Below are 16,175 nucleotides of genomic sequence, written 5' to 3'. Positions count from 1 at the left end.
CCTATTCGGCGTCGGCGGCAGAAGCCTTGCGGCCACGCAGTAGGTACAGCGCTGGCAGAATGCCCGCAGAGTTGACTGTGGAAAGCCCAGCCGACCACAGCAACTTCGATCCGTTCACTTGACTCTTGTCGCGCGAGCGCAGATCTCGCAGTGCCCACACTCGGACGCCGGCATCGACGGCGGCCACTGCGATGATTCCGGCGCGGACGGGTGTCGACATGTCAGACCATTTGGTTTTCATTTGCCCAGTGTTGCAGGAGTGCGCGCCGGGCGCGACGAGACGCACCGGATCGGCGGCAGCGTCGTGGTGGTCCTCAGCTAATGTCAGCGAGGAACTGTTGGGACCGAACGCTAGAGGAGAACATCGATGTCGGTGATTGCGTCGGTGCACTTGGCGGCGTCGAATCTGGATAACGCGGCCTCGGCGCTGAATCGGGCGGGGGAGATGATCGGCATTGTTGCGTTCGCCGCTTCGGGAGCGCTGCTTTCGGTGCGACGCAACCTCGACATCGTCGGCATTGTGCTGTTGGCTGCGGCGACAGCCTTGGGTGGCGGCATTATTCGCGACGTGATTATCGGGAAGACGCCGCCGACCGCCTTTGCCGATCCGTGGCTGGTGGCTGCCGCGGTCGCCACCGGCCTGGTCATCTTCTTCTGGCAGCCGCCAACACGGCTCACCCGGTGGCCGTTGGAGATCTCCGACGCTGTCGGCCTCGGCAGCTTCGTGGTCACGGGCACGGTCGTCGCCTACGACTTCGGGCTTGCGGCCCCGAGCGCAGCCATGCTGGGAATCACCACCGGCATAGGCGGCGGAATCATTCGCGATGTGCTTTCCGGGCAGGTGCCCGCAGTGCTTCGGCCGGGTGAGCACCTCTACGCGATTCCGGCGCTCGGTGGTGCCGCGGCCACCGCTGTGCTGTTGCACCTTGACGTTTACAGTGCCTGGGCGGGATCGCTCTGCGCGGTACTGGTGGTCGCGGCACGTATCGCTTCACTGAGGTTCGGATGGCACGGCCCGCGCGCGCGGCAGCGCGGCTGGATGAAACGAGCTTGGGGCAGCCGGCGCGGCGAGTAGGGCGAACAGACCGCCGTACTATCGCGGTGCCGCCGTACTATCGCGGTGCTGCGGCGTTCCGACGTGGGCTGGGTGCCGTGCGAGCTTGCGCTTCGGCGATACCGAGTTGCAAGAGGAGGAGGGCATCGTCGAAGGCGCCCGCGGTCTTTTGGCTGACACCGCAAACGCCGTCGGACTCGCCCGGAGTCTTCACAAAGACCTGCTCCATGTCTGACGTCGGGGTAAAGATGACGTCGGAGAGCTGGCCCAGCCGTTGCGCCGCCGGGTTGCACCATTCACCGTTCGTGACGTTGCCGCCGTTGCGTGAGGTATCCACCATGCCCTTGAGTGGTTTGCCGAAGGCTGTCGCGATATCGCGGATGTATGTCTCGGTGGCGGCTGTGCTCTTGAAGTTCGAGACATTGGCGGAGACGTGCGTGATGCTCGCGCCCTTGTTCGCGATCTGCTTCATCAGATTTGACGTAGCAGTCGCTGAACGCCAGCCGGCCGTGCCAGCGTCGAGATACGTGGTGACGCCTGTGTTGCTCGCCAGTTTGGTGAGCGCGTAGGCCAACAGATCGATGCGCTCCGACTGCTTGGTTGCGCTCAGGTCCGGGGTTTGCGGTAACGCATCGGGTTCAAGAATGATCACGGCCTTCCCGGGGCCTATCGCGCCGGATACTTGGTCGATCCACTGCTTGTAAGCGGCAGCGTTCGGGGCTCCGCCGCCAGAATGACTGCCGAGGTCGCGGTCGGGGATGTGGTACAGCGCGATGACCGGTACCGAGCTCTTCGCGGTGCCCTCGGCGACGAGGCGGGTGACTTCGGGGACGCCGTCTCCGCCGACCCACTGGGCCACCGGCGTCTTGAGCAGGTCCTGCAACCGGGCCTTGAGGCTGGCGTCACCGGTCGCACCGAGCATGCGTTCAACGTTCCCCGTGTAGGAGGCGCGTGCGCCAACGAGGTAGGGGAGGGTGGTCGATGGCGTTTCCGGGATGACCGGTGGAACGTTACCGTTGCCGCTGCCGTTATCGCCGCCATCGACGGTGCCGAGGCTGCCGTTGGAAGGCAGTTGTATCTGCGGCAGGGCGGGAATTGGTAGTGCGGGGATTGGGAGCGCAGTGGCGGGGCCGGGCGCGACGAGAGCCGTTGCCGCCAACGCTGCGGTCACGCCCATCGTCCACACGCGAGTGGATCGGCGTCGGGAACTTGAAGTCACACCAGTCTCATTAGCCACATCGGTATCATATGCAACTTTAATAACAGCAATGTTGCGGTCAAGTCACGTCCTGAAACGCTCATAGCTGACGAGAGTTGGTTCTCGTCGGCTATGACGTTACGACTGCCTAGGCGAGATTACGACTGCTTAGGGCTTCTCGGCAATGTCCATCTGCCCCAGCTGTAGCCACATCAGGTTGTTGTCGAAATGGCCCGCCGGCTGCGTGCTGGCCCCGCAAACGCCGTCAGATTCGGCCGGGCGCTTAATGAAGACATCTTCAAAGAGCTCCTGCGGGTCGAAGACCCTGTCGGTGGTCTTGCCGATAAGTGCCCACCCGGGATTGCACCACTGTCGATCAGGCGGTGCCGCACCATTTCGCGAGACGTCGACCAGCGTGTACAGCGGCCTGCCGAAGGCCTTCGAGATGGCCTCGGAATACTTGTGGGTTTCCTCGGTGGTCCGGAAGTTGGAGATATTGAGAGCGATGCCCGGAATCTCCGCGCCAGCGCGCTCCACGCGTCCTAGCAAGTCTGCTGTCTGATTGGCCGTGCGCCACCCGCTGTTACCCGCATCCAGGTAGACGGCGGTATTGGGGTTGTTCTCGGCGAACAGTTTCAGCGTCTGGGCCAACAATCGAACGCGCTGACTGGCTTCCTCCGGGGTTTGCATATCCGGAATGTGGGCGAGCGCATCGGGCTCGATCACCACAACCGAATTGCGCGTACCGATGCGCTTGCTGATCCCTCTGGCCCACTTCTGATACTCGGCTGCGGTGTCCGCACCGCCAGCCGAGAATTGCTCAAGGTCGCGGTCCGGGATGTGGTACAGCACGAACACCGGAACCGTACCCTTTGCCGCCTCCAAGGCTCGATCAATCGAGGCGTCGTCGCCGTCGCCGACAACCCACTCGGCGACAGGCTGCTCCTGAAGGCCATTGACTGCCTCGACGGCGGCCTCGGTCGTGTAATTCCCGTACGCCGTCTGATACTGCTCGAGAGCCTTCTGCAGGTTCTCGTAGTAGACCGGCGTGGTTTTCAGGGAGTACTCCGCTTCCACCGGTGCCAACCTGCCCGGGGGCGGTTGGTTCGGCGGGCGCGGATCGTCGCTGCCGCATGCGGTCAATGCCAGGGGGGCCGCGCAGGCGATAGTCAAAGCCAGCGCAGATAGGCGACGTCGAATCACTTGACCAACACCCATCGGGACTCGCTCGATAGGCCCTGATCATCGTTGACGATCAGCATGTAGTTTCCCTTCGGCATCAGTGCGGTTGAAGTGGGCAGCACAATGGAGAAGTTGTCGCCATCCTGGGTGAACGGAACATCAACGGCGCGAACATTCGTGTCGGTGATGTGGGTGGTCGATGCCGGGACAAACATCCGGACCGACGTGATCTTGGTGTTGCCCGCCTTCGGCTTGAGCTTGAAGGTGCCAGGGGTACCGAGCGCCATCTGCTTTGGACCGTCGATGACGGTCGGCTTCACCAGACCGTCGCGTTGCGCGCGGAAGACCTCGGGTGGGGTGAAGATCTCCAGGCGCTTCTCAAAATTGCCGGGCTTGGAGTTCTTGTTGTCGGAGAACAGTGGATCTGAACCGGCGGTGATGATCTGCCCGTTCGCGAGCATGCTGGCTGTCGAATGGTAGTTGCGGCCCACGAGGGGGTCAGCGATACGACGCAGTTTGCCGTTCTCCGACAGGATGTACGCCTTGAGAGTGTCGCTCTTGTCGATGCCCCGGTACCGCTTGGCACCGTGGGTGATCAGAAGTTCACCGTTCGGCAACGGAACCAGATTCGGGTAGCGCGTGGGATCTTCGAGCTTCCCGAACGGCTTGAACGACGGGTTCGGCTCGTTGAGATCGATAATGTCGATGCGGTCGGTGGTGCGAAGCGAGTCGCCAACCCCGCCGCCACCCACGACCACCATGCGCTGCTTGTTCACCGGGCCCAGCCAGGCAGCAGAACCCGTCTCAAGAAGTTCAGGGTCGCGGATACCCGGAACCGGTCGGAAGGTGTTGTTGGCCAAGTTCCAGAACCCGGGCTCGCGCGCCTTGGTTGCTGGGCCCCAGCCGGTGCTCGGACCGGCAAAGAACATTTCCAGTGGCCGCAGCGTGGAGAAGATCGCCGGGTAGGTGGGGAAGAAGCGCTTCATCTCGGGGCGTTCGGTCCAGCTACGCGTTGCGGGGTCGTAGGTTTCGATCTCGCCGTCGAGGATGGTGCCGGCGTTGTCCAGGCCGGAGATAGCCATCACCTTGCCGCTCGGCAGGGTGGTGAGGGTCGGGTACCAGCGGGCGAACTTCATGTCGCCGACGCGCTCGTACTCTTCGGTGATCGGGTTGAACTCGAATGAATCGTCGATGCCCTGGTATTCGTACTTCTCCATCGTGAGCTTGGGCGCGTACGCGTGAACGTTCGATGCGTCGTAGGAGTCAAGGCCAATGTTCACGGCGAACGAATGGTTGGTCATGATGACGCCCTTGGCGCCCTCAACTTCGGACTTGACGAACACCCGGCGCTCCACTGGAGTGACCTCGTAGGTCCACGGGTCTTTGGTAGCCGGAGGTAGCACGATCGCGGCATCCGAGCGGTACTTGTTGCCGTTCTTGGTGGAGGTGAAGACCGTTCCCTTCGGAATGGTGTAGCCCCGGTCCGGGTTTTCGTTCACCACGACCATCGCGCCGGCCGCGTGGGTGACGTTTTTGCCGAGCTTCTCGTAGCCCTTGGTTCCGCCCGCAACCAAGACGTTGCCGTGCTGAAGGTGCGCGTGGCCACCGCAGAACATGTCTTCGGGCGTGTGAACCTGCTTGACCGACCCGGTGATGGGGTCGTAGACGATGGTCTTGAAAGTGCCAGCCTCGAACATCTGCCGGTTGTTACCAGAGCCGGCAATCAGCAGTAGTTTGCCCGTCGGCAAGACGGTGCTGTGGATGGCCTGGATTTCCTGGTCGTCGCCGAGATTGATGATGTCCCACTTGCCGTTCTCGGCAAGGTAGTCAATTGAGTTGATCAGACGCTCATGCAGGACGTTGCGCACGAGCGTCGTCGCGGGTGGTGCCGAAATAGCAGCAACCGACAGCACTGCGACAGCGGTGATGAGCCACCGCCACCACCGACTGGCAACCTTCTTGAAGAACGGCATAACCGACCTTTCGCGTAGCGGTTCAGCGCAAGAGTTCGTGTGCGCTATTCGTAATTGGCTAAGAACTCCGAGTTCGGGTGCGGCGTGTCCAGCCCACAACGCGCGACGCCAACCAAATGAGGATGGGAGCGACAGCGAGCAGACCGGCGATCGTCGGCCATGCCAACGTTTCGATGGCAACTCGATCGCGGTCAAAGATGAGGTACCCGATCACCAGGTATACGACAACCCAGAAAATGTTGTGCCGGAACGTAAACAGCGAATCTTTCTTGCTGTTCTTGCCTTTTGGGGTGACATCGAACTTGGGGTTGGCGGTGAGGAACGACTTAACCATCGACGCCGCGTAAATCGGTGCGGCGGCGACACTCATGAACATGCCAAAGACACCCCAGGAGTTGGTGGTTTCGAAGGGGCTGACGTTGTACCGGCGAGCCGAGATAAAGCAGAAGATTTGGAGGACAATTGTCCAGGTGTAGAACAGGATCCAATGTTCTGGGCTCACGACTGTGCCACTGTCGCCGTACCAGGCGAACAGTCCGGAGTTGATCGCCCCGAGAACCCAGGTGAGGCCCATGACTGGATAGAACGCCATCAGCAGCAGGTAGTGCAGGACGCGACGCGGGTGGCGCCACATCTGCATCATCTGCAAGAAGAACGGTCCAGCGATGGCATGCCGGATCGCGCCGGTAGCCCAGCGGTTTTGCTGCTTAAAGTAGTCACCCCAGGTGACGGGGCCTTCACCGTGGGCCAGGACGTCGGGGGTGTAGACGGCCTTCCATTCATTGCCGGTCTCGGGGTTCCGCTTCGTGAGTGCTTTGAGGCCGGTGGCGAGGTCTTCGGTGATGGACGGTTGGGCGCCGCCGATCTGGTCGTAGACCGCCGTGCGGATCGCATAGTTGGTGCCGACAAGCATTGGGCCGCCGTAACTGTTGGCCGCAGACTGGATGAGGGAGTGGAACACGAATTGCTGCGACTCGGCCAGCTTTGGCACGGTGCGGTTGACGGCGTTGCCGTATGCCTGCGGAGCAGACACGTAGGCGATGTCCGGATCGTTGAAGTAGCAGATGAGGCGGGTTGTCAATTCCGGTAGCGGCACGTGGTCGGGGTCGAGACCAACCAAAATGTCGTACTTCGGAAGATCGGGATCATTGCTGACGACGTCGTAAGCGGCGTTGAAGTTGCCGTGCTTGGTCTTGGGGGCGTACTTGGCGCCGCGGTTGTACTTCTTAATCCCGAGGCGACTGATGCGCCGGATTGTGTTGCCTGCCTGCTCGGCGTTGAGTCGATCAACGAGATCCTGCACCGAAGTGGGATCGTCGGGGTCGCCCTCGTCGAGGACAAAGATGTCGACCAGTGGTTGCGGGTCGTCGTCGGTGGCTTTGGTGCCCGGCGTTGATTTGAGTTTCTTCGCCGCAATGAGGGTCTGTTCAAGCACCTCAAGGGATTCCAATCGCGGAACGAAAGTAATGAAGACGGCAACCTGAAGATTCTGCTGGATCCGGGAAGGGATCGGGGAGCGCACCAGTGACGTCGACATGGCGAGCATCGAGACCAGCGCGAGCCGACTGACGTCGACGATGGTGGTCAGGACGATGATCGTCGCAGCAGCCCACGACACCGCTCGGAAGATCCGCGAGTCGAGCGGCGGCCCGGAGGCAAGTAGCCACCAGACGTAGCCGATGGAAATCGTCAGCATGAGTCCGGCGATCAACCAGTTGGACAGCGTGCGGAACTTCCCGCTTGGCCGGCGCAATCTCAGGGTCGACGAGTCGTCGTCGGTGAGATCGCCGGTGGTGTGCGCCTTCTCGACGAGAGCCCTGGCCACCTCTGGGGAAATTGCGGCGGAGATGGTGGGGAAAGCTGCGGCGGATTCGATGATCGCATCAGCTTCAGCGTCCGTCGAGTCCGAGTCGTTGTCAGGGCGGTCCGCGTTGAGGTCAGCGTCGGCAGGCTCGTCGGCTTCGCCGTCCGGGACGGCGACCTCCAGGTCCGACCCATCCAGATTGATCTCTGTCTCGACGAGACCAGTGAGTTCGGTACCGCCGGGAGCCTCGTCGCCAGAGCCGGTCGGGGAACTCTGCGGTGCCGGACGCAGTGTCTCCTCGACGACGGCCAGCGTTAGGCAGTCCTCGAGGTCGAGATCAGTGGCGGTGTCGGACGACAGATCCGGTTGATCCTCGTCGGTTACGACATCCTGGTAAGAACCGGTCGCGGTAACTTCTTCCACCCCCTGATTTAGCTAATCTTCCGGTGCCGCGAAGGCACTCCCCATCGATTCGCCGGAAAACGACTTATGTCCCGTCGTATCACTGTTGAGAATGACAGTATGCAATACGCCGGTTTTGTTCAGAATATGTCGGGTATTCGAATGAGCGGGACTGGGACACGCGGCATGACCTCGACGGTTCATCCGTTCCGATGGCATCGGGTGCGGCACGCAATCGCGTCACCGGCGCCTCGGTCGGGCATGTCGATGCGGGAACTTGCCGGTCGTGGCAGTCTTGAACTGTGGAGTTCATCAAAGGGAAAGCGGCAATCATCACCGTGTCGGATAGGTCGTTCACCGGTGAGCGCGAAGATGTTTCGGGTCCGCTTGCCGCCGAGCTGCTGCGTACCGCCGGATGGACGACCACGGTGAGCGTTGTTCCCGACGACCGGGAGGCAATATCGCGTTGCATTGTCGATCTTGTTGACGCCGGGACCGACTTGGTTGTGACCACCGGGGGGACAGGTGTTGGGCCTCGAGATGTGACTCCGGAGGCCACCGGTTCGCTGTTGACGCGCGTACTCCCGGGAATCGCCGAGGAAATTCGCCGCGCGGGTCTCGCGTCGCTGCCGCAGGCGATGCTCTCCCGCGGGGTCGCAGGTATGCGGGACGGCGCGCTGGTGGTCAACCTCGCTGGATCGACGGGGGCCGTCCGCGACGGGGTGCCGGTGGTCCTCCAAATTGCTGAGCATGCGGTGGCCCAGGCAGCCGGGGGCGATCACTGATGATCGCGCTCACCGCCATCTCCGACGTCGACCTGGACGTCGCCGCCCACATCGCAGCCGTCGCGGCGCCCGATGCCGGAGCAGTCGCCGTCTTTGTCGGGACCGTGCGCGACAATGATCCGGACGCTGCGGGCCGCGTTACCGAACTCGAATACAGTGCGCACCCGGATGCCGAGAGGTACCTCCGGGACATTGTTACCAGCCTCGATCGGCCTGATGTGCGGATTGCGGTCAGCCATCGCGTGGGGTCGCTGCCGGTCGGCGGCGTCGCGATTGTCGCCACCGTGTCATCGGTGCATCGGGCCGAGGCGTTCGACGTGAACCGCGAAGTGGTCGAACGCGTCAAGGCCGAATTGCCCATGTGGAAAAAGCAGTTCGAGAGCGATGGCTCCCACACGTGGGTTGGGCTCGGAAGGGTGACGACATGAGCGACCCAACCGGTCTCGTCGACAGATTCGGCCGCGTGCACCGCGACCTGCGGATTTCGCTGACCGACCGGTGCAACCTGCGCTGCACCTACTGCATGCCCGCCGAAGGTGTCCCGTGGATACCGCGTCCGGACTTGCTCAGCACCGACGAACTGGTGTCCCTCGTGGAAGTCTTTGCCCGACTCGGGATTGTGGAGGCACGACTGACCGGCGGTGAACCGTTGCTGCGCCCCGACATCGTCGACATTGTGGCGCGACTGTCGGCCATCGAGGGCCAGCAGGGGCCGCTGCGAATCTCTATCACCACCAATGGGATTGGGCTGTCGAACTTGGCTGGGCCGCTGGCTGAAGCCGGTTTGGAACGGTTCAACATCAGCCTCGACACCCTGCGCGCTGACCGTTTCGCCAAATTGACGCGGCGCGATCGCATTGACGACGTACTCGCCGGGATCGCCGCGGCGTCGGCCACCGGATTGCGTCCGCTGAAGATCAACACTGTCGCGATGCGCGGCGTCAACGACGATGAACTCGCCGACCTGCTGCGCTTTGCGCGGGATCACGATGCACAGTTGCGGTTCATCGAGCAGATGCCGCTCGACGCCGGACATACCTGGTCACGGGCGCAGATGGTGACGGGCGAAGAGATCTTGGAAGCGCTCACTGCCGAATTTGAATTGACTGCCAAACCGGGCCGCGGGTCAGATCCTGCCCAACAGTTCATTGTGGACGGCGGCACCACCACGGTCGGGGTCATCGCTTCGGTGACAGCACCGTTCTGCGGGGCATGTGATCGCGTCCGCCTCACCGCCGATGGACAGTTGCGTAACTGCCTGTTCGCGACGGGGGAATCGGACCTGCGAGGCCGCTTGCGGTCCGGTGCGACCGTCGATGACATCGAAGCGATGATCCGAGAATCGGTGACCGCCAAACGCGCGGGTCACGGGATCGACGACCCCGGCTTCCTCCAGCCGGATCGGCCGATGTCGGCCATCGGGGGATAGGCGCTTTCGGCGCTATCCGCCCGCAAACGGCGGCAGCACGTCAACGGTGGCGCCCGTCGGGGCGAAGGTGTCGTCGGTGGCGCGCGTGCCATCGACCAGGACGGAGCAGCAGGTGAGGACGCGAGCAAACTCAGTGCCGTACTCGCCGGACAATTGTGCCTTCAACGCTGACACGGTCAGGCCGCCGTCGTGGGGTTGTTCGGTGCGGCCTGCGGCCTCCGCGGCACCGGCAAAGTAGCGGATAATCACGGGTCGGTCCGGTCCGACTGCTTGGCGAGGACTTCCTGGATCCGCGCGGCCGCAGTCTCGGCAGCCATGCCATTCGCGACAGCCACCCCGATCAGGTACGTCGTGATGGGGCCAGCGGGCCGCAACACCGAGTGGGCGACGTCGCGTGTGACATCCAAAAGGAGTTCTGTCGGGACACTCGGATCGTCGATTCCCAAAGCGGGGGCAAGCTCGGCGACCCAAGGATCCAGGCCGGGTGGGTACGTGCTCATGAATGGTCCTCCTCATGTTGATACTGCGCTACGTCGTCCCACGTGTCGAGGTCCTCGGTGGCACCAAGGCGGTCGTCAACCCCGTACAGGTTCAAGCCGGCCACCAGCAGTCGCATCGACACGTCCCGAACGTCGGGCAGCGAATCGAGGGCGCTGCGTAGCGACGCTATTCGATATCGGCCGGCGAGCCACTGATCGCGGCCACCGGCGTCCCGCAGAATCACCGCGTCGGCAGCTTCCGGCGTCGGAATCTCGCGCAACTGGGCGACAATCAGTGCCGCACGCGGAAGGTCACACGCCAACACCCAAACCTCCGCTGCGGCGTCCAGGATGCCGTCGAGTTCGACGAACGCTGCGGCCAGTCCGGCGACCGGACCACCGAACGGTGGTTCCTCTTGCACGACCGTCACGCCCGGGTGTGCAATCGATTCCGGACCTACGGCAATTACCGGGTGCGCTTCGGCGAGCGAGGCGTAAACGGCATTGATGAGCGGCTGGCCGTCGATTTGGAGATTTGCTTTGTCAGTTCCACCGAGGCGGCTCGCTCGGCCGCCGGCCAGTACGATCGCCGCCGTCATCGGATCCAGTCTCCGCTTTTGCCGCCGGTTTTGCGGAGGAGGCGGATGTTCTCGATCTCAACGGACTTGTCGAGGCCCTTCACCATGTCGACAAGCGCGAGGGCGGCCACGCTGACGGCGGTGAGCGCTTCCATCTCCACTCCGGTACGGTCGGCGGTCCGAACGGTGGCCTCCACGGCGACACCGTCGTCGACAATTTGGAGTTCGACGGCCGCACCGTGCACCCCGATGACGTGCGCTAGGGGGAGCAGCTCGGGAGTCCGTTTGGCGGCAGCGATCCCCGCGATGCGCGCGACAGCGAGAACATCGCCCTTGGGCACGGTGCCGTCGCGAAGTGCTTCGACGATGGTCGGAGTGCAGCGGACAAAGCCGGAGGCGGTGGCGCTCCGAATGGTGGGGGCCTTCTCCGTCACGTCGACCATGCGCGCCTGTCCGGCCGCGTCGAGGTGAGTAAACGGTTGGGGATCGGTCATGACAGCACCATCACGGTAATGAGGTCTCCTTGCGAAACGTGGTCAACGTCGGCGGGAATAAGTGCGAGCGCGGTGGCGTCGGCCAGGGACGTCACCAAGTGGGAGCCGCTGCCCCCACGTGCGGCGGGGGAGACGGTGTTGTCGTCGTAGATGGCGGGCAAGATCTGCAGGCGCCCACCGCGACTTCGCCAGTCGACCGCGGCTTGGCGGGTGACGAGCGGACGATCGATGTTGGTGTGACCACCCATGCGGCGCAGGGCGGGTCGCACAAACATTTCGAACGAGACCGCTACGCTTACCGGGTTTCCGGGCAGGGCGAACACGGGGATGCCGTGGGACAGGCCAAATCCCTGCGGCTTGCCGGGTTGCATTGCGACAGTGGTGAATTCGATGCTGCCGGTGCCGTCCAAAACTGCCTTGACGACGTCGAACGCGCCGACGCTGGCTCCGCCGGTCAGGATGACCGCATCCACGTCGAGTTCGGCCATGGTGGCGCGGAGAGAATCGTTGTCGTCGAGGACGTGTCTCACCGCGGCCACGATCGCGCCAGCTTGCTCGACCGCTGCGGTCAGCAGCACCGAGTTCGATTCGGGGATCTGTCCGCGCGTGGGGGTGCCCGACGGCGCGATGAGTTCGGATCCGGTGGAGATGATGGCGACGCGGGGGCGCGGGTGGGCCTGCACGGTTTCGAAGCCTGCGGAGGCGATGGCTGACAGTTGCCAGGGGCCCAGCACGGTTCCGGCTGTGACGGCCACCCGACCTGCGGGGGCATCTTCGCCTGCGCGTCGAATGTGGGCACCGGGCTTGGGAGCCGCCGTGATCGTGATGGATTCCGGTGTGGTTGCGAGGATTCCGGTGCCGAGGTCGGTGTCTTCAAGTGGAACCACGGCGTCGGCGGCGGTCGGGACCGGTGCGCCGGTCATGATGCGGACAGCCTCACCCGCACCTATCGCCGGATCGTCGGGGCTGCCTGCGGGAACGTCACCCACGATGCGCAGGGTGGCGCCGACCGTCGCGTCTGCGCCATGCACGGCGTAGCCATCCATTGCGGAGTTGTCGAAAAGCGGTACGGCCCAACGGTTGGCGATGTCGGCAGCCAAAACGAGGCCGGTTGCGTCGGAGGTGCGGTGCGCAGCGGCGGGCAACGGCCCCACCGCGCCAAGGATTCGTGCACGATGCTCGTCGACGGTGATCACGTCGCCAGCGTATCGCGCCGCAGACCCTCCGGGTCTTTTCCGCTTTTCTGTCACGTTTCGACCAAACCGTCACCGATCGCGGCGTTTCGTGACGCAACGGCGCTTTCCGGACCCGTAGATGTCAGAAAAGGGGCAGGAGGCGGATGCGGAGGAGCGCAGATGCGGCTAGATTTGCTGATTATGACCGCATTTCGGGTTCGAGAGGCAGCTTCGCTCCTCAGCGTCAGTGACGACACCCTACGACGATGGATCGACGCCGGCCGAATTTCCTCGAGGACTGACGACTCCGGACGGGCCACCATCGACGGTGCCGACCTCGCCGCCTTCCTTCTCCACGACGACGCCGCCAACGCCGACGATCCGGTTCAACGTGGAACCAGCGCCCGCAACAGGTTTGTCGGGATCGTTACGCAGGTGCAGTCCGACACCGTGATGAGTCAGGTGGAAATGCGCTGCGGCCCGCACCGGGTGGTGTCGCTGATGTCGACCGAGGCTGTCCGCGACCTTGGCCTGGGAGTCGGCTCGCTCGCGACCGCGACAGTCAAGGCGACCAACGTGGTCGTCGAAACGCCGGGCGGTGCCGCATAAAGCCGTTAGCGGCGCTGGTTACCTGCCTTGCGCTGCTGCTCACCGGTTGCGGAAACGCCAGTACCGGCCCCGAGGATCAGCCGCTGGTCATCTTCGCCGCCGCGTCGTTGCAGGGAGTGTTCGACGAGATGTCGGTCGAGTTCACCAAATCTGAAGCGGGTCAAAAGTATTCGGTGGCACCGATCGTCTATGACGGTTCTCAGGCGCTTGCCACGCAGATCGTCGAGGGTGCCGATGTGGACGTTATTGCCTTCGCCAACCAGTCGAGCCTGGAACCGGTTACTGCGGCGGGACGCTCGAGTGGTGGAACGGTTTTCGCGACCAACACGCTGCAGATCGCGGTCGCGCCCGGCAATCCCAAACACGTGGAAAGCCTTGCCGACCTTGCGAAGCCCGGGATTGCGACAGTCCTGTGCGCACCCGAAGTGCCGTGCGGAAAGGCCTCGGAAAAGCTACTCGACGATGCGGGCGTTCAGGTGGCACCGGTCAGCGAGGAAACGAATGTGACCTCGGTTGTGACGCGCGTGCGCAACGGCGAGGCAGATGCCGGACTCGTCTACCAAACGGACGTGGCCGCGGCTGGGAACGCGCTCACCGGCGTCACTCCCTCGAACGCGGCTGTCGCTATCAACCGGTATCCGATTGCCGTCGCCACCCGAGCCCCGTCGCCGACGGCAGCGCAGGCTTTCACTACTTTCGTCCTCTCACCCGCGGGTCGAAAAATCCTCGCGGACTACGGGTTCGGCCTGCCTTGACCGAATCTCGCGCGGCACCGATCCCGAAGGCGCTCTATGCGCCGGCCCTGCTCGCGTTGGCTCTCCTCGTTGCGCCGATCATTGGCCTCATCTCCCGCGTGCATTGGGACACCCTCGGCGCGGATTTGTTTTCGTCGGCGTCGTTGACGGCGCTGGGATTGTCGTTGGTGACGGCGGCCTGTGCCACCGTCGCCTGCATTCTGTTCGGTACCCCGCTTGCCATTCTGATTGCCCGAGCCAGTCGACGGTCGGCGTCGATCTTGCGGGCCCTAGTGCTGATTCCGCTGGTGCTGCCGCCGATGGTCGGGGGCCTGGCGCTGCTGTCGCTGCTGGGGCGATCGGGCCTGATTGGCAAACCAATTTTCGAAATCACCGGGCACAGCCTTCCCTATACGACCGCCGCGGTGATCGTCGCGCAGGCCTTCGTCGCGATGCCGTTCTATGTCGTCACCGTGGAGGGCGCGCTGCGGACGGCGGGCGACGGCTACGAACACATTGCGGCCACGCTCGGGGCTGGGCGGTGGCGCGTCCTCGGCCGCATCACGTTGCCGCTGGTCCTGCCGGGCCTCACTGCCGGTGCCGCCCTCGCATTTGCCCGGGCCCTTGGCGAGTTTGGTGCCACGGCGCTGTTCGCCGGCAACGCTCCGGGAGTCACGCGGACCATGCCTCTTGCCATCTATACGGCGTTCAATGGTGTTGGCGTCAACCAGGATTCGGCTGTCGCGCTCTCGCTTCTGCTGTTGGTGAGCACTGCGGTCATCGTGCTGGGACTGCGGTCGTGGCGGCGGGCGGGGATCGTATGACGGGCCGCGCGCTCACCGCCCGGATCGAGGTGGAACGGGCCGACTTCACCGTGTCCGCAGAGGTATCGGTGGCGGCCGGTGATTGTCTGGCGATTCTGGGACCGAACGGTGCGGGGAAGACGACGATCCTCGGGGCGCTCGCCGGGCTGGTCCCGTTGACGGCGGGTCAGATCCGGCTCGGCGACCGCGACCTCGACGGCAGCGTGCACGTGGCTCCCGAGCACCGTCGCATCACCTTGCTGGAGCAGAAGCCGCGACTGTTCCCGCATCTGAGCGTCGTGGAGAACCTAGCGTTCGGGCCGCGCTCGCAGGGGCGCTCGCGACGTGAGGCGAGGGAGATCGCCGACAGTTGGCTCGATCGCATCGGACTGCCCGACGCTGGCGGTCGTAAGCCCAAGCAGCTATCGGGCGGCCAACAGCAGCGGGTCGCGGTGGCGCGCGCCTTGGCTGCCGAACCCGAAGTGCTCCTACTTGACGAACCCTTCGCCGCCCTCGACGCCGAGAGTGCACCGATGATTCGGCGGATGCTGGCCGACGAACTCGCACGCACTGGGACCACCAGCGTGCTGGTGACGCACGAACTGTCGGATGCGTGGCAGTGGGCCAGTTCCTGTCTGGTGCTCAACGACGGTCGCGTCGTCGAAGAGGGGACTCCCGCTGAGCTCGCTGCGTGTCCGCGAACGCAATTCACCGCCGCCCTCGCCGGGTACAGCGTGATCCGTGGGCGCTGGCAGCAGGGAGAGGGCCGTCGGGGGGCATTGGTCGTCGCTGATGGCCAAGTCCCCGGTTCCGCAGACGGGGTGATCGACGATGGGGCGGAAGCATTCGGCATTGCCGTGCCCCACGAGGTCACCGCCTCGCGTTCGTCGGGGGCTGTGCAGTCGCGTGTGCGGTCGGTGTCGGTGCACGCCGGGCGACTGCGAATCGAGGCCGAGAATGGCCTCGTCGCCGAATCGGACGAGCGCGTCACCGTCGGCGAACGCCTGTGGTTTACGCCGCGGAAAATGCGCGTGCGGCGGTAGCGTGTTACCCCGCGTTGCGTGTTTATGACGTTCGTGTGAAGTGACCTGGCGCGAACAGATTTCGGTGGAAAGCCGGTGGCACCATGGGTAATCCAAGCTCATCCGAGTGCCGAGGAGACCACATGCACCTATCACCCGCGGACGCCGAAAAGCTGCTGCTAGCGGTGGCGGGAATGGTCGCGCGCGATAGGCACCAGCGCGGCGTCCTCCTCAACTACCCCGAGACGATTGCACTTCTGTCGACTTGGGCGATTGAACGGGCCCGTGAGGGGGCTGGCGTCGCCGAACTTATGGAACGAGGCAGAGGCGTCCTCACCCGTGATGATGTGATGCCGGGGGTAGCGGAAATGATCGACGACGTGCAGATTGAGGCCACCTTCCCCGATGGTCGCAAACTCGTCACCATCCATCACCCCATCGACTGAGGACAACA

General features: G+C 63.8%; 19 protein-coding genes. 9 read left to right on the top strand and 10 right to left on the bottom strand.

The window, feature by feature from the left end; all coding sequences use genetic code 11:
* Position 1: 1 nt before the first annotated feature.
* Positions 2-241, bottom strand: coding sequence for a hypothetical protein (locus WBA38_RS16850; protein ID WP_424294273.1), 240 nt, complete (start codon positions 239-241; stop codon positions 2-4).
* A 126-nt stretch (positions 242-367) separates the two neighbouring features.
* Here WBA38_RS16850 and WBA38_RS16845 point away from each other — a divergent pair, with 126 nt between their 5' ends.
* The gene (locus WBA38_RS16845) at positions 368-1,075 is read left to right on the top strand and encodes a trimeric intracellular cation channel family protein (protein ID WP_424294272.1); all 708 of its coding nucleotides are present in this window, start codon (positions 368-370) and stop codon (positions 1,073-1,075) included.
* A gap of 37 nt (positions 1,076-1,112) precedes the next feature.
* Here WBA38_RS16845 and WBA38_RS16840 read toward each other — a convergent pair whose 3' ends face one another.
* From WBA38_RS16840 to WBA38_RS16825, 4 genes are all read right to left on the bottom strand, one after another.
* Entirely contained in the window at positions 1,113-2,291 is a 1,179-nt protein-coding gene (locus WBA38_RS16840; RefSeq protein ID WP_424294271.1) for a glycoside hydrolase family 6 protein, read from the bottom strand.
* A gap of 129 nt (positions 2,292-2,420) precedes the next feature.
* The gene (locus WBA38_RS16835) at positions 2,421-3,470 is read right to left on the bottom strand and encodes a glycoside hydrolase family 6 protein (protein ID WP_424323148.1); all 1,050 of its coding nucleotides are present in this window, start codon (positions 3,468-3,470) and stop codon (positions 2,421-2,423) included.
* On the bottom strand, positions 3,452-5,407 hold the full coding sequence (locus WBA38_RS16830) for a galactose oxidase-like domain-containing protein (protein ID WP_424323147.1): 1,956 nt from the start codon (positions 5,405-5,407) through the stop codon (positions 3,452-3,454). Before WBA38_RS16830 ends, WBA38_RS16835 begins: the two co-directional genes overlap by 19 nt.
* Before the next feature lie 58 nt (positions 5,408-5,465).
* On the bottom strand, positions 5,466-7,634 hold the full coding sequence (locus WBA38_RS16825) for a glycosyltransferase family 2 protein (RefSeq protein ID WP_424323146.1): 2,169 nt from the start codon (positions 7,632-7,634) through the stop codon (positions 5,466-5,468).
* Between the two features lie 281 nt (positions 7,635-7,915).
* On the opposite strand from WBA38_RS16825, the gene WBA38_RS16820 reads away from it, so the two are divergent.
* From WBA38_RS16820 to moaA, 3 genes are read left to right on the top strand one after another with little or no spacing between them, the layout of a single operon-like run.
* A complete protein-coding gene (locus tag WBA38_RS16820) occupies positions 7,916-8,398 on the top strand; it encodes a MogA/MoaB family molybdenum cofactor biosynthesis protein (RefSeq protein ID WP_424293887.1) in 483 nt (160 codons plus the stop codon).
* Positions 8,398-8,826: a molybdenum cofactor biosynthesis protein MoaE gene (locus WBA38_RS16815; RefSeq protein WP_424293886.1), complete on the top strand. Its 429-nt coding sequence runs from the start codon at positions 8,398-8,400 to the stop codon at positions 8,824-8,826. Before WBA38_RS16820 ends, WBA38_RS16815 begins: the two co-directional genes overlap by 1 nt.
* Positions 8,823-9,827, top strand: a complete 1,005-nt coding sequence (gene moaA / locus WBA38_RS16810) for a GTP 3',8-cyclase MoaA (protein ID WP_424293885.1) — start codon at positions 8,823-8,825, stop codon at positions 9,825-9,827. Before WBA38_RS16815 ends, moaA begins: the two co-directional genes overlap by 4 nt.
* Positions 9,828-9,839: 12 nt before the next feature.
* Here the strand turns inward: moaA and WBA38_RS16805 are convergent, their stop codons facing one another.
* The 5 genes from WBA38_RS16805 to glp are packed head-to-tail and all read right to left on the bottom strand — an operon-like array spanning position 9,840 to position 12,574.
* On the bottom strand, positions 9,840-10,076 hold the full coding sequence (locus WBA38_RS16805; RefSeq protein WP_424293884.1) for a MoaD/ThiS family protein: 237 nt from the start codon (positions 10,074-10,076) through the stop codon (positions 9,840-9,842).
* Positions 10,073-10,327 carry a DUF6457 domain-containing protein gene (locus WBA38_RS16800; RefSeq protein ID WP_424293883.1) on the bottom strand — a complete coding sequence of 85 codons (255 nt, stop codon included), beginning with the start codon at positions 10,325-10,327 and terminating at the stop codon, positions 10,073-10,075. The genes WBA38_RS16805 and WBA38_RS16800 overlap by 4 nt, the downstream gene beginning before the upstream one ends.
* The gene (gene mobA / locus WBA38_RS16795) at positions 10,324-10,905 is read right to left on the bottom strand and encodes a molybdenum cofactor guanylyltransferase (protein ID WP_424323145.1); all 582 of its coding nucleotides are present in this window, start codon (positions 10,903-10,905) and stop codon (positions 10,324-10,326) included. Before mobA ends, WBA38_RS16800 begins: the two co-directional genes overlap by 4 nt.
* The gene (gene moaC, locus WBA38_RS16790; protein WP_424293881.1) at positions 10,902-11,378 is read right to left on the bottom strand and encodes a cyclic pyranopterin monophosphate synthase MoaC; all 477 of its coding nucleotides are present in this window, start codon (positions 11,376-11,378) and stop codon (positions 10,902-10,904) included. Before moaC ends, mobA begins: the two co-directional genes overlap by 4 nt.
* Entirely contained in the window at positions 11,375-12,574 is a 1,200-nt protein-coding gene (gene glp / locus WBA38_RS16785; RefSeq protein ID WP_424293880.1) for a gephyrin-like molybdotransferase Glp, read from the bottom strand. The genes moaC and glp overlap by 4 nt, the downstream gene beginning before the upstream one ends.
* 180 nt (positions 12,575-12,754) lie before the next feature.
* Here glp and WBA38_RS16780 point away from each other — a divergent pair, with 180 nt between their 5' ends.
* The 5 genes from WBA38_RS16780 to WBA38_RS16760 all read left to right on the top strand — a co-directional run bounded on the left by WBA38_RS16780 (position 12,755) and on the right by WBA38_RS16760 (position 16,167).
* Positions 12,755-13,162, top strand: a complete 408-nt coding sequence (locus tag WBA38_RS16780; protein WP_424293879.1) for a TOBE domain-containing protein — start codon at positions 12,755-12,757, stop codon at positions 13,160-13,162.
* A gap of 128 nt (positions 13,163-13,290) precedes the next feature.
* Positions 13,291-13,917, top strand: a complete 627-nt coding sequence (modA, locus tag WBA38_RS16775; RefSeq protein ID WP_424293878.1) for a molybdate ABC transporter substrate-binding protein — start codon at positions 13,291-13,293, stop codon at positions 13,915-13,917.
* The gene (locus tag WBA38_RS16770) at positions 13,914-14,720 is read left to right on the top strand and encodes an ABC transporter permease (RefSeq protein ID WP_424323144.1); all 807 of its coding nucleotides are present in this window, start codon (positions 13,914-13,916) and stop codon (positions 14,718-14,720) included. The genes modA and WBA38_RS16770 overlap by 4 nt, the downstream gene beginning before the upstream one ends.
* Positions 14,717-15,742 carry a sulfate/molybdate ABC transporter ATP-binding protein gene (locus WBA38_RS16765; protein WP_424293876.1) on the top strand — a complete coding sequence of 342 codons (1,026 nt, stop codon included), beginning with the start codon at positions 14,717-14,719 and terminating at the stop codon, positions 15,740-15,742. Before WBA38_RS16770 ends, WBA38_RS16765 begins: the two co-directional genes overlap by 4 nt.
* 122 nt (positions 15,743-15,864) lie before the next feature.
* Positions 15,865-16,167, top strand: coding sequence for an urease subunit gamma (locus tag WBA38_RS16760; RefSeq protein WP_424293875.1), 303 nt, complete (start codon positions 15,865-15,867; stop codon positions 16,165-16,167).
* Positions 16,168-16,175 lie beyond the last annotated feature (8 nt).

The organism is Gordonia sp. (in: high G+C Gram-positive bacteria) (assembly GCF_049647785.1).
GTDB lineage: Bacteria > Actinomycetota > Actinomycetes > Mycobacteriales > Mycobacteriaceae > Gordonia.
Note: the sequence above shows the minus strand (reverse complement) of the source record. Positions and strands in the feature narration are given on the sequence as shown.

Coding starts and splice junctions, on each gene's coding strand:
- WBA38_RS16835 (WP_424323148.1), bottom strand. CDS start 3,470: ATGGGTGTTGGTCAAGTGATTCGACGTCGCCTATCTGCGCTGGCTTTG.
- WBA38_RS16800 (WP_424293883.1), bottom strand. CDS start 10,327: ATGAGCACGTACCCACCCGGCCTGGATCCTTGGGTCGCCGAGCTTGCC.
- mobA (WP_424323145.1), bottom strand. CDS start 10,905: ATGACGGCGGCGATCGTACTGGCCGGCGGCCGAGCGAGCCGCCTCGGT.
- WBA38_RS16850 (WP_424294273.1), bottom strand. CDS start 241: ATGAAAACCAAATGGTCTGACATGTCGACACCCGTCCGCGCCGGAATC.
- WBA38_RS16765 (WP_424293876.1), top strand. CDS start 14,717: ATGACGGGCCGCGCGCTCACCGCCCGGATCGAGGTGGAACGGGCCGAC.
- WBA38_RS16780 (WP_424293879.1), top strand. CDS start 12,755: ATGACCGCATTTCGGGTTCGAGAGGCAGCTTCGCTCCTCAGCGTCAGT.
- WBA38_RS16760 (WP_424293875.1), top strand. CDS start 15,865: ATGCACCTATCACCCGCGGACGCCGAAAAGCTGCTGCTAGCGGTGGCG.
- modA (WP_424293878.1), top strand. CDS start 13,291: ATGTCGGTCGAGTTCACCAAATCTGAAGCGGGTCAAAAGTATTCGGTG.
- WBA38_RS16830 (WP_424323147.1), bottom strand. CDS start 5,407: ATGCCGTTCTTCAAGAAGGTTGCCAGTCGGTGGTGGCGGTGGCTCATC.
- moaA (WP_424293885.1), top strand. CDS start 8,823: ATGAGCGACCCAACCGGTCTCGTCGACAGATTCGGCCGCGTGCACCGC.
- WBA38_RS16815 (WP_424293886.1), top strand. CDS start 8,398: ATGATCGCGCTCACCGCCATCTCCGACGTCGACCTGGACGTCGCCGCC.
- moaC (WP_424293881.1), bottom strand. CDS start 11,378: ATGACCGATCCCCAACCGTTTACTCACCTCGACGCGGCCGGACAGGCG.
- WBA38_RS16845 (WP_424294272.1), top strand. CDS start 368: ATGTCGGTGATTGCGTCGGTGCACTTGGCGGCGTCGAATCTGGATAAC.